The following is a 14427-nucleotide window of genomic DNA, read 5'->3' on the forward strand; positions in this document are numbered from 1 at the left end:
TAGCCTCGGGAAGTCTCTCCTTTGGAGTGGCGCGTAGTCGGGAAGATTACGCGCAAGGGCGGCTAACAGCACGCAACGGTGTCGTGCGCCCGGGAATGATCCCGCTCCATTGAAGTCACTCCCCAGCGTCGCCTGCAGGACGAGAGTGGGGACAGGATGATGGATTTCGATCGCACCGCAGCAAACGACGCCACCGACAATCAGTGGCAGCGGCCCGACGCTGAATTGACCCCGGAGGAGCTGGTGGCACGCGCGGCGCAGGCCGCCGCCGCCCCGCCCGTGGTGGGTGCCGGTGCGATGCGTGTCGTTCCGGGGCCCGACGGTGTCGTCGTGCTGCCGGAGGGCGTTTCGCTCGATCAGATCCGCGTGTCCGGCCGCGACCTCGTCGTCCAGCTTCCCGACGGCACGCAGATGCTGATCGTTGACGGCGCAGTGATCGTGCCGCAACTGGTGATCGGCGGCGTCGAGATACCGCCCCTCAATCTCGCCGCGCTGCTGATCGGTAACGAGCCGCAGCCGGCTGCGGGTGGCGCGGTACAGAGTTCCGGCGGCAATTTCGCAGATCCTGTGGGCAATATCGGCGATCCCTTCGGCCTGGGCGATCTGCTGCCGCCGACCGAACTCAACTTCGGCCAGCCCGAAGAGCGGGAGATCATCCCCGGCCTCGTCGATGTCGAGCCGACCGTCACGATCGTCACGCCCGACAATCCCGCCGGCGCCATCAACGCCACCAGTTCCGTCAACGAAGCCGGATTGCCGGCGCGCGGCGCCGAGCCCGCGGGATCGAACGCATCGGCCAACAGCGAAACCGTGACCGGGACCATCGTGGCGGTTGCGACCGACGGTCTGCAGAGCGTCACCATCAACGGTGTCGCGGTGAACCAGGTCGGGCAGGTCTTCACGACGCCGCTTGGGCAGTTGACGATCACCAGCATCACCAACGGTGCGATCGGCTATTCCTATACGCTCACCGACAATTCGGTCGCGGCGAATCCGACCGATGTGTTCGCGGTGGCCGTCACCGACCGGGACGGCGATGTCGCAACCGCAAATCTGACTATCAATGTCATCGACGATGTGCCGACGGCGCGCGCCGACACCGACGCGCTGCCGGCGGGGGGCTTTGGCCCCGAAACCGGCAACGTCCTCACCGGAACCGGCACGACCAGCGGGACCGCGGGGGCCGATACGCCGGGTGCGGACGGCGCGACGCTCAACGGCATCCGTGCCGGCACCAGTGGTGCGTTCGCCGCCGTCGGCACCGGCGTCAGCACGATTGCCGGCCAATATGGCACTCTCACCATCTCCGCCAACGGCAACTATAGCTATACCCGCAATCCCGGCGCGCCGGGCGGGGTGAACGACGTCTTCGGCTATCAGATCGTCGATGGCGACGGCGATGTCTCGACGACGACATTGACCATCTCGATCCCGGACAGCCCGGTGACGATCACCTCCGTGCCCACCATGGGCGACGGGACGATCGTGCTGGAATCGGGCCTGCCGGCACGGCCGGGTGAATCGCCCGGATCCGACCAGCAGAGCAATTCGGAGACGACCGCCGGCACGATCACCTATAACGCGCCCGATGCGCCCGCCACCGTTGCGATCAACGGTGTGACGGTGACCGGCCCCGGCCAGGTGATCACCACGCCGACCGGCACCCTGACGATCACGAATGTGGTGCCGGGGCAGATCGATTACAGCTTCACGCTGACCGACAATACCCAGGGCGACAATAACAGCCAGACCTTCACGATCACCGTCACCGATGCCGATGGCGATGTGGCGACCGCGCCGCTCGTCATCCAGATCGTCGACGACGTGCCCACCGCACGTGACGATTCCTCGACGGCGCAGGAGGACAAGCCGGTCGTCATCAACGTCTTCGCCAACGACACTCCGGGTGCCGATGGCGTCGACCTTGCCACCAAGGTGGTGCTGGCGACGCCGCCGGCGAAAGGGACCGCCGTCTACAATGGCGACGGCACCTTCACCTATACGCCGACGCCGGGCCAGGAAGGTTCGGACAGCTTCACCTATACCATCATCGACGGCGACGGGGATCCGTCCACCGCCACCGTCAGGATCACGCTTGGTGCGGATTCGACGCCGACCATCGTCGCCGGTGACTCGGTCGTCGACGAAGCGGCGCTGTCATTCGGCTCCAATCCCGGCTCGAACGCCGAGACGACCACGGGCGCTTTGGTCTTCTCGGGCGGCGGCGACAGCCTGGCCAGCCTCACCATCGGCGGCGTCAACGTCACCAATGGCGGCACCGTCACGGGCAGCTACGGCACCCTGACGGTCACGCTCAGCGGCGGCGTCTACAGCTACAGCTATACCTTGGCCGACAACACGTCGGGCGACGACACCGCCGAGAATTTCGCGGTGGTCGCGGTCGACAGCGATGGCGACGTCGCGAACGACACGCTGACCATCGATATCATCGACGACGTGCCGACGGCCCGCGACGATACCGACAGCGTGCCGGCGGCCAGCACCGTGCCCGAGACCGGCAATGTGATGACCGGCGCCGGGACGACCAGCGGGATCGCGGGCGCCGACACGCAAGGCGCCGATGGCGCGCAGGTGACCAGCGTTTCTCACGGCGCCACCACGGTCGCCGCAGGGGCGGCGATCGCCGGAGACTTCGGCACGCTGACTCTCGGATCCGACGGCAGCTACAGCTATGTCCGTACGCCCGGTTCGCCCAGCGGCGTCACCGAGGTTTTCACCTATGCGCTGACCGATGGCGACGGCGATGTCTCGACTGCGACGCTGACCTTCACGATCGGCGATTCCACGCCCAGCGTCAGCATTCCCGCACCCGGCGGGGCCACGACGACCGTCTATGAAGCGGCGCTTGCCGCGCGTGGCGCGGAGCCCCAGGGGACCGGCGAGGAAGCGGCCCCCGGCGCCAATGGCGACACGCGCGAAACCGTCAGCGGCACGATCACCTTCTCGTCGCCCGACGGCATCGGCACGCTCTCGCTCGGCGGGACGGTGCTGACGCCCGGCAGCCTGCCGCAGACAGTCGCGAGCAACGCCACCGGCACGCTCGTCGTCACCGGTTTCAGCTATGATCCGGTCAGCGGTGCGGGCAGCATCGCCTATAGCTATACGCTCACCGACAACACGCTGACCGATCCGTCGAGCGCCAGCTTCGCGCTCGTGCTGACCGACGGCGATGGCGACAGCGCGCCGGCGGGCAATCTCGTCATCACCATCGTCGACGATGCGCCGATCGCCCGGCCCGATGTCGACAGCGTGAGTGAGGATGGGCCGCTGGTCGCCGACGGCAACGTCCTGACCGGCGTGGGTGGCGGCACCGCCGACAGCCAGGGCGCGGACGGCGCCGGCGTGGTCGCGGTGGCCTTCGGCGCCAACCAGGGCACGCTCGGCAATCCGCTTGCCGGTGCCTATGGCGATCTCGTCCTCACCGGATCGGGCGGCTACACCTATACGCTCGATCCCTCGAATCCGGCGGTCCAGACGCTCGCACCCGGCGAGACGCTGACCGAAGTCTATACCTATACGCTGCAGGACGGCGACGGCGACCCGGCGGTCACGACGCTGACGATCATCATCAACGGCGCCGATGACGGCGTCACGATCAGCGGTCTCGACGGCGCTGGCGCCGAAGAGGTGGTGAACGAGGACGATCTGTTCGATGGGTCTTCGCCCGACGCCCCGGCGCTGACCCAGACCGGCACGTTCTCGGTCACCACGCCCGACGGGCTCGACGATGTGACCGTCGGCGGCGTCGCGGTCGTCTCCAACGGCGTCTTCACCGCCAAGGTGATCGATACGCCGGCCGGCGCGCTCAGCATCACCGGCTTCACGCCCACCGTGGCGCCCGACGGCACGATCACCGGCGGCACCTTCAGCTACAGCTATGTGCTGCAGGACAATCTCCTCACTCACCCGCTTCAGGGCGAGGACAGCCTGATCGAGAGCTTTGCGGTCACATTGACCGACAGCGACGGTTCTTCGGACAGCGCCTCGCTCGACATCCGCATCATCGACGATGTCCCGACCGCGCAGAATGATCTGGCGGCGGCGGCCGAGAACACGCCCGTCGTCATCAACGTGCTCGCCAACGACATACGCGGCGCCGATGGCGTCAGTGATGCGACCGGCGTGGCGCTGGCGACGGCGCCCGGCAAGGGCGTTGCCGTCTATAACGGCAACGGCACCTTCACCTACACGGCTGCGCCAGGCGCGCAGGGCAATGACAGCTTCACCTACACCATCACCGATGGTGACGGCGACACGTCGACCGCACTGGTGACGATCACCCTTCCCGGCGATTCCGAGCCGATCGTGTCGGTGACCGACCTGACCGTGGACGAAGCGGGTCTGAGCAATGGCTCGAATGCCGCGGCGGACAGCGAATCCGATAGCGGCGCGTTCACGATCAGCACGGGCAATGACAGCATCGGCAAGGTCGAGGTGCAGAATGCACAGGGCGTCTGGATCGACGTCACCGCCGGCGGCAGCGTGCAGGGCGACGACGGTGTGCTCGTCGTGTCGGTCAATGCCGGTGTCTACAGCTATGTCTATACGCTGACCGACAATCTCCCGACGCACCCGGACAATATCATCGACCTCGATGGCGATCGCGGTGCCGACGATGCAATTCCCGGCGACAGCTTCGCGGTCCGTGTGACCGACAATGAAGGCGATGTCAGCCCGATCGACACGATCGACGTGACCGTGCTCGACGACGGCCCGACCGCCGTGAACGATCCCGCGCAGAGCGTGGTCGAGGGCGGCGCGCCGATCGGCGGCAATGTGCTGACGAACGATATCCAGGGCGCCGACGGCGCGACCATGACCTCGGTCACGATCGGCGGCACGACGACCGCGATCGCTGCCGTCGGGACAACGCCGGTCGTGACCGCGAACGGCAGCTACAGCTTCACCGCCACGGGCAGCTGGACCTTCACGCCCAACGCCAACATCGCCAATGGCGGGGCGGATGCCGATGCGTCGTTCAGCTACACGCTGACCGACGGCGACGGCGACGTCTCGACCGCGAACCAGCCGATCACGATCAGCGACGGCGCCGGCCCCTCGATCACCGACGGTGCCGCGCTCCAGGTCGATGAAGAGGGATTGAACACCGCAGGCGCGACCGGAACGAGCGCAGGTTCGGGCGCGGCGGCGGACAGCGATACGATCAGCTTCCAGGCAGGATCCGACGCGGTCACTTCGGTCGTCTTCGGCGATGTTGCCGGCATCACGGTCGATGTGAACGGCGTTGCCGGGCCCGACATCGTCTGGACCCCGACCAGCGCGACCGTCATCACCGGTTCGATCAACGGGCTCGATGCGATCACGATCACATTGACTCCGCCGGCCTTGCCGGTGGCCGCCGGCGCCTCGGGGCAGGCGACGGTTTCTGTCACCCTGACCGATAATTTTCCGCACCCCGATGCGAGTGGTGAGAATGTCATCACGCTCAACGGGGTGTCGGTGGTCGTCAGCGATCTCGACGGCGATTCGATCCCCTCGACTGTCCAGATCGAGATCGTTGACGACATACCGACTGTCACCGCGGTTGTCGGCGGCGCGAGCGTGACGCTCGACGAGACCGACGCGGCAGTGCCAGGCTTCCCGATCTCGCAGGTCAGCGCGGCGGCGGTGATCTCGGGCAATCTGGTCTTCGGCGCCGACGGTCCTGCCGCGGCGAACGCGACCAGCTATGGGCTGGCACTGACGGGCAACGGCACGACCGCGCTGAAGACCGCGGTGGGCGATTTCGCGATCACGCTGGTGCAGACCGATGCTGACACCATCACCGGCACCTATAACGGCAACACCACCGCCTTCACGCTGTCGATCGGTGCCGACGGCAAGCTGACCGTCACCCAGTCGGTCGCGCTCGAGCATAATATCGACGGCAGCGATGCCGCCGCGCACAATGATCCGCTCGATCTGACCGGGCTCGTCATGGCGACGGTGACGATCGAGGATGGCGATGGCGACACCGCCAGCGGCCAGGCCGCGATCGGCGGTCTCGTGACGTTCCTCGACGATGGTCCCTCGATCGCCGTTTCGGTCCGGGGCGATGCCGATGTGGTGCTGACCACCGAGGATGCCGCGACGATCGGCCCCAACAGCGATGTCGCGGTTTCGGTCGCCAATTTCAGCGGTGCATTCGTCCAGTCGTCGACGACGGGCGCCGATGGCGGGAGCGCGCCGGTCTGGGGCTATCAGCTGGCCGTCACCAATACGGTGTCGGGATTGAGCAGCGCGGGCGAACCCATCACGCTTTCGATGGCCGGCAGCACGGTTGAGGGGCGCACTGCGTCCAACGGGCTGATCTTCTCGATCGGGGTCGATGCCGACGGCGTCGTCACGCTCACCCAGTTCCAGCAGATCGATCATGCCGACGAGGCGCCGAATTCGGGGGCGCCGTTCGACGACCAGTTCGCGTCATTGGTGGCGGGCAGCGTGACGCTGACCGGCACCGCGACGATCACCGACAATGACGGCGATACCGCCAGCGACAGCGAGACGATCGATCTGGGCGGCAATATCCGCTTCGCCGATCACGGGCCGACGATCGGCCTGGTCGACGCGGTCACGCCTTTGCTTTCGGTCGACGAGACCGTGCTTGGCACCAATGATACCGACAGCTTCGCGGGCATTTTCGGCGCGCAGTTCGGCGCGGACGGCCCGGCGGCAGGCGGCGGCATCAGCTATCTGCTCGGTGCTCTGGCGGGGCCTTCGGGCCTGTTCGACACCGCGACCGGTGAAGCCGTGCTGCTGCGGGTCAATCCCGCGGGCACGCTGGTCGAGGGCTATTTCGGCGGCGGTGCGGGCACGGTGGTGTTCACGCTTTCCGTCAACCCGGCGAACGGCTCGGTCACGCTCGACCAGATCCGCGCGGTGATGCACACGCCCGATACCGGCGTCGACCAGCCGGTGTCGCTCGCGCCCAATCTGATCACATTGACCGCGACCGCCGAGGATTTCGACGGCGATACCGCCAGCACGACAGTGTCGATCGGCAATCGCATCGAGTTCCGCGACGATGCGCCCACCGCGAATGCCGCGACGAGCGCGGATTCGGTCGACGAGGATGGCCTGACCAACGGGCTCGCCGGCGCACAGGCCGGCAACCCCGGCGATATCGCAGGCGAAGATGTGGTCGCGACCGGATCGGTCTCCGGCCTGTTCAACCCCGGTGCCGATGGCGGGCTGACCTATCAGCTCCTCAGCGGCACGGGCGGACTGCCGGCGCACAGCTCCGGCGGCACGCCGCTCGTCTACACCGTGGCCGGCAACACGCTGACCGCGACCGCCGGCCCGGCAGGACCGACGGTATTCACCTTCACCCTTACCGCCGGCACCGGCGACTGGACCTTCACGCTCCTGCGTCCGCTCGATCATCCGAACGGCAATGGCGAGAACGACATCGCGATCGATTTCGGATCGCTGGTTCAGGCGACCGACAAGGATGGGGACGCGGTTGCCGCCACCGGCTCGGTGACGGTGACGATCGACGACGACAGCCCGGTCGCTGCCAACGACACCGATGCGGTGGTCGAGGACGGCCCGCTGGTCGCCAATGGCAATGTCATCACCGGCACCGGCAGTGACGGCCTGGTGGGCGGCGCCGACGGGCTCGGCGCGGACGGCGCGGCGGTCGGCGGGCCGGTCACCGCGATCGCGTTCGGCGTCACCAGCGGCACGCTCGGCACCGGCCTGGCCGGCAGCTACGGCACGCTCACGCTCAACGCCGACGGCAGCTATCAATATCTGCTCGACAACAATAATCCCGCGGTCCAGGGGCTCGACGCCACCGACCCGGCACTGAACGACATCTTCACCTATACGATCACCGATCGTGACGGTGACACGTCCACCGCGACGCTGACCATCTCGATCACCGGCGCGAATGACGGCCCGGTGATCGGCACCGATGCCAGCACCGTCTCCGAAGAGGGGCTGGCGAACGGTATCACCGACACGATCGGCACCAACGACACGACCAACAGCCCGATCGATACGACCGGCCATGTCACGGTTACCGATCCCGATGGCGATCCGGTGACGCTGACGCTCGGCGATCCGGGCGCGGTGCTGACGGCCGATGGCGCCACCGTCACCTGGGCCGGTATCGGCACCAAGACGCTGATCGGCTCGGTCGGCCCGACCGAAGTGATCCGTATCGTGATCGACGATGCGGGTAACTACACCGTCACCCTGTCGCAGTCCGTCGACCATGCCGTCACCGGCATTGAGACGGCTGGCGAGGATCAGCGGAGCTTCAACGTTCCCGTCAACGCCTCCGACGGCACGGTCACCAACACCAACAATGGCGCGATCACCATCACGATCGAGGACGACAGTCCCGATGCGGTGGACGATGACGTCTCCGCGACCGAATCCGGCGCGGTGCCCGATAATCTGACGGGTAACGTCCTCACCAACGATGCCAGCGGCGCCGATACGCCGACGGCGGTGGTTTCGATCGCGGGCGGCACGCTCGGCAATCCGCTTGTCGGGCTCCATGGCACGCTCACCATCTCGGCCTCGGGCGGCTACAGCTATGTGCCCAATGCCTCGGTGGCGGCGGGCGCGATCGACAGCTTCACCTACACGATGCGCGACGCCGATGGCGACACGTCGACCGCAGTGCTGCGCTTCACCTTCACCGGCGACGTCAATACGCCAAGCGCCGCGAACGTCACGGCATCGGTCGATGACGACGGCATTGGCGGGAATGCGACGAGCACGCTCGGCGACCTCGATGCCAATATCGGCGACGCCGATGGCCCGGCTTCGAGCGAGGCCAGCTTCTCGGGCAATCTCGGCTTCAACTATGGACTGGACGGCGCGGCCGGGCCGGCGACCAATTTCAGCTTCACGACGCTCTCCGGCTCGGTCGGAACCGAAAGCGTCAGCTATGCCTGGAACGACGCGGCGAGCACGCTGACCGCAACGATCACCGCGAGCAGCGATGCCGCGCGGATCGGCCAGACCTTGTTCACCGTGTTGGTCAACCAGGCGACCGGCGACTACACGCTGACCCTGGCCCGCAACGTCCTGCATGACTCGCTCGACACGCTGCCGGGCGACAATAGCGAGAACGACGCCACGGCGACGCTTTCCTATACCGTCAATGACAGCGACGGGTCTCCGGCGAACGGCAGCCTGGCGATCACCTTCGACGACGACATGCCGACGCTCACCGTGTCGGATACGCCGACGACGGCGATCGAGGGTGGTCCCGCCGTCAACGGTACATGGTCGCTGGCACCTGGCGCAGATGGCGTCACCTCGGTGGCGGTGACGTTCGGCGGAGCGTCGGGCACGCTGACGCTGCCCGCAGGCGCCAATGTCGTGCTGGTCCAGCCGACCGGCACGCTGACAGTGCGCGCCGACGGCACCTTCTCCTTCCTCGCCGCCACCGGGCAGGACAACAACCCGTCGCCACAGGCGAGCTTCACCCTGACCGCGACCGATGGTGACGGTGATACCAGCGCCGACAGCCTGACCATCGCGATCCAGGATGGCGCACCGGCCGGCAACGCGGCACCGGTGACCTTGCTGGTCGACGAGGCGGCATTGTCGTTCGGATCGAACCCCGGCTCGACGGCGGAAACCGACAATGCGCCCGCTCTCAGCTTCACGGCAGGTTCGGATGCACTGACGACGTTCCGCTTCTCGACCGATCTCAGCAACCTGGTCTCCAACCTCGACGGTGCTGGCACCGACCTGTTCTGGACGCGCTCGGGCGACGGTCAGGCGATCGTCGGATCGCTGACCTCTGGGGGACCGGCGGCGATCACCTTGAGCCTGTCGGCGCCTGCGAGCATCGCGGCTGGCGCGACCGGCAATGTGACGGTCACCGTGACGCTGGCGGACAATCTGCCGCACCAGCTCGCGCTGGCCGCGCAGACGCAGAGCATCGGCTATGCCATCGTTGAGGCACTCGACAATGACGGCGATGTCGCGACCGGCCAGGTCCTGGTCGACGTCAAGGACGATGTGCCGACGCTGACCGTGTCGGATACGCCGACAACGGCGATCGAAGGTGGTCCCGCCGTCAACGGCACATGGTCGCTCACACCGGGTGCGGATGGCGTCGCCTCGCTTGCGGTGACGTTCGGCGGAGCGTCGGGCACGCTGACGCTGCCCGCAGGCGCCAATGTCGTTCTGGTCCAGCCGACCGGTACACTGACGGTGCGTGCCGACGGTACCTTCTCGTTCGCGGCGGCGACCGGACAGGACAACGACCTGTCGCCACAGGCGAGCTTCACCCTGACCGCCACCGATAGCGACGGTGATACCAGCGCCGACAGCCTGACCATCGCGATCCAGGATGGCGCACCGGCCGGCAACGCGGCGCCGGTGACTTTGCTGGTCGACGAGGCGGCATTGTCGTTCGGATCGAACCCCGGCTCGACCGCGGAAACCGACAATGCGCCCGCTCTCAGCTTCACGGCAGGTTCGGATGCACTGACGACGTTCCGCTTCTCGACCGATCTCAGCAATCTTGTCGCCAACCTCGATGGCGCGGGCACCGACCTGTTCTGGACGCGCTCGGGCGACGGTCAGACGATCGTCGGATCGCTGACCTCTGGGGGGCCGGCCGCGATCACCTTGAGCCTGTCGGCGCCTGCGAGCATCGCGGCCGGCGCGACCGGCAATGTGACGGTCACCGTGACGCTGGCGGACAATCTGCCGCATCAGCTCGCGCTGGCGGCGCAGACGCAGAGCATCGGCTATGCCATTGTCGAAGCACTCGACAATGACGGTGATGTCGCGACCGGTCAGGTGTTCGTCGATGTGAAGGATGACGTCCCCGTTGCTGCGGCCGATGTCGACAGCGTCACCGAGGACGGGCCGACAACGGCCACCGGCAATGTGATCACCGGTGTCGACGTGGCAGTTTCACCCGACGCGAACGGCACCGACGGGGTGGCCGACGTACAGGGCGCCGATGGCGTGACGGTGACCGGGGTCGCGGCCGGCACGCCGGTCAGCGCATCGGGCAATGTCGGCAGTGGCGTGGCGGGTACCTATGGCACGCTGACGCTGAACGCCAATGGCAGCTATGGCTATGTCCTCAACAATGCCAGCCCGCTGGTGCAGGGGCTCGATACCGGCGAAACCGTCACCGACACTTTCACCTATTCGATCACCGATGCCGATGGCGACGTCTCGACGACGACGCTCACAGTTACGGTCAATGGTGCGAACGATGCGCCGGTGACGCTCAACAGCCATACCTGGATGTCGAGCGATCCCGCGCAGCAGACCGCCACGACGCCGGCCTATGCGAACGGCTATCCGGTCGACGTCCAGCTTCCGACCGATGTCGATATCGAGAATCTGATCGTCACCGCGACCAATGCGCCTGTCGGCGTCTTCTACTTCAATGGCGCGAGCTATGTCGCGCTCGCGGCCAATACGGTCCTCTACAATCCCAATCTCGGCATCAACCTGCTCGACGATCTGGTCTATCGCCCGACGGCGACCGTCAACGACGTCGTGACGATTCCGCTGAATCTGAGCGTCACCGACGGCACCGCGACGGTGAACCAGGTCGTGACGATCCACGAAGTCGTGCCGACGCGGTTGCCGGGTCAGAACGTACAGGTCGGCGACGGAAGCTCGCCGCTGACATCGGGCAATGATCAGGTCCAGAGCTTCACGCTCAACGCCGATTTCGCGGCGGGCCTGGCTGGCAATGTCAGCATTGCCGTGATCGATGTCTTCACCGATTTCCAGCAGCAACCCAACGACGTGCCGATCCCCGTGGGTGAGCGGGATCCGACCGTTTTCGGGGCGAACAATGCCGGCAGCCATCGCGAGCAGGAAGTCCAGGCCGAAGTCCGTATCGGTACGAACCGCTTCGTGATCGTGGAGGACGATCTCTCTGCCGGAACCTTCGAGCAGAGCTGGTTCTACGACGCCGCTTCGGGGCTGATGCGGGCGACGGTCAGCTACAACAACATCTATCTGCTCGATGGATCGGGCAATGCCACCGCCACGACATTGGCGCAGTTCCTGACGTCCAATCCCGCCCAGGCGGGCGACACCTGGACCGTCACCTATTTCGACAATGATGGCGGCAATTACCAGGCGCGTCTGGTCCGGTTCGAATTCTCGTACAATGACGCGGGCAATCCGGCGATCAACGTCCAGGGCGATGCGACATTGCCGGACCTGATCTACGGCACGTCGGGCAACGACATCCTGGCGGGCAATGGCGGTGACGACACCATCATCGGCCGCGGCGGTAACGACCTGATCAATGGCGGCGACGGCAATGATCAGCTGAACGGCAATGACGGCGACGACGTCATCAACGGCAATAACGGCAACGACACGCTGAACGGTGGCCCTGGAACCGATGCGCTGGACGGTGGATCGGGAACCAACATCCTCGTGCCGCCGATCGTGCTCGATCTCGATGGCGACGGCGTGGAACTCGTTTCGCGCGATGCCGGGGTCGCGTTCGATTATGATGGCGACGGTGAGGCCGAAGCCACGGCATGGGTGGGATCCGATGACGGCTTCCTTGTCTATGACGGCAATGGCGACCGGCTGGTCACCAGCGGTTCCGAGCTTGTCCTGACCAGCCACGCCGCAGGTGCGACCACCGATCTCGAAGCGCTGTCGATCGCGTTCGACACCAATCATGACGGACTGCTTTCCGCCGCCGATGCCGAGTTCGGCAAGTTCGGGGTCTGGCAGGATGCGAACGGCAATGGCGTCACCGACGCCGGTGAGTTCCGCACGCTCGCGGAAGCCGGAATCGTCAGTCTTTCACTGACCTCCGACGGTGTTCGGTACACAGCGGCCAATGGCGACGCGATCGTCCATGGCGAGACGCATTACACCAGGAGTGACGGCAGCACCGGCATCGCCGCGGACGCGGCGTTCGCAACGAGCGCGGCCGCGAAAGAAGACCAGAAGGCTGCGAGCGCTTTTGCGAACCCCGGCTTCGGCCAGGCGCTCGTGGCCGCCGGGCTGGTGGCGGCGCAGGCGGTTTCCGCCACCCCACCCAACCCGCCTCAGCCCGGCACCAATGCCAGCGATGGCGACACGGCGATCGCCGGGGATGCACCGCAACAAAGCGATGCGCCTGCACGCTCGGCGCCGGGTGACGCTGTATTCGAGATTGCGCCGGACGATCATCAGGCGGCCGATCGGTCGACGCCGACACATGCGTCGCATGAAGCGGACGTCACGGATGCGGGGCGCGCCAGCACCCTTGGGGACGACGCTGCCGCCGAGCATGTTTCCGCTTCGCCGGCCGCGGATACGGCCCAGGATGCGGCCGATGCGCCTTCGCCCGCGCCGGTCTTTGTCGACATGGCACCGATGCCGGCAATCGCCGCGGCCGGGCTGGCCGTTGCGGCTGCCACCCATGGCGATGCGCAGAAGCCCGCGCTCGGCGAAATCGTGGCGGATGCGCTGAGCGGCGGTTCGGGGCCGGACATCGATGCCTTGCTCGCGAATCTGCCGGGCGGGACGGGTGGTCAAGGCAATGTCGTGGCGCTCTTCGGCGGACAGCCGCCCGAGATCGCCATGCCGAACTGGGCAGGCACCGGCGCGCATGCCGATCCGGTGGCGGCGGCACATGAGGCGGTGATGGCCGTCTCGCATGTCGCGGCCGCGCATTGAGGAAAGGGTAAAGCGATGGGGGACGGGATGATGAAATCAGCACTCGGCGCGGCCGCATTCGGCGCCGCGATGATATGTGCGAGCGGTAGCGCGCACGCCCAGGCGAGTCCGCGCTCGCCGCTGCTCGATATGCCGCAGTCGCAGCTGCGCGGCGAGCTGGAGACGCGTTATCAGACCGCGCTCGCGGCCACGCTCGCGCTGGATGTGAAGCGGTCGGAGGATGTCCGGTATATCTGGGCGTCCGAAGCCAAGGTTCAGTGCGGCATCGCCATCGGCTATTTGAAGACCCGCACCGTCGATGCCGACAGCATCAACAAATGCGACGCCTTCACCGCGCGGCTGAGCCAGGTTCCGCCGCCGGCCGAACCGCCGCCGCCGCCACTGCCGCCCGAACCCGCATGTTCGGTACCGCCGGTCGTGTCGCTGTTCTTCGACTGGAATGTTGACGTGCCGCCCGCGGATGCGCGGGCCGCGCTCGATCAGGTGGTGCAGAGCCGCGCGACGTGTGGCTGGCGTCGTCTCGATGTGGTCGGCCACGCCGATCGCTCCGGCACCGACGGTTACAATCTCGGCCTGTCGACGCGTCGCGCCAACAATATCGCGGCGCTGCTCGAAGCCGCCGGCGTGCCCCGTGGCGAACTGACGATCACCGGGCGCGGCGAATCCCAGTTGAAGGTCGAAACGCTCGACGGTGTTCGCGAGCCGATGAACCGTCGGGTCGAGATCATCACCGTCGGATCAGGTCAATAAAGGGGGGTGGTGTCATGACTG

The 14427-nt window shown here is 66.6% G+C and carries 2 protein-coding genes; both read left to right on the forward strand.

Annotation, left to right across the window (positions count from 1 at the left end; all coding sequences use genetic code 11):
- Positions 1-159 precede the first annotated feature (159 nt).
- Positions 160-13656: a T1SS-143 repeat domain-containing protein gene (locus AC3WN8_RS18600; protein WP_492670965.1), complete on the forward strand. Its 13497-nt coding sequence runs from the start codon at positions 160-162 to the stop codon at positions 13654-13656.
- Positions 13657-13686: 30 nt separating this feature from the next.
- Entirely contained in the window at positions 13687-14406 is a 720-nt protein-coding gene (locus AC3WN8_RS18605) for an OmpA family protein (protein WP_492670966.1), read from the forward strand.
- Positions 14407-14427 lie beyond the last annotated feature (21 nt).

This window comes from Sphingobium sp. FW305-3-2-15-F-TSA7, from assembly GCF_058787155.1.

Bases quoted from the DNA above. Each gene is read 5' to 3' on its own strand.
- AC3WN8_RS18600 (WP_492670965.1), top strand. From the start codon at position 160: ATGGATTTCGATCGCACCGCAGCAAACGACGCCACCGACAATCAGTGG.
- AC3WN8_RS18605 (WP_492670966.1), top strand. From the start codon at position 13,687: ATGAAATCAGCACTCGGCGCGGCCGCATTCGGCGCCGCGATGATATGT.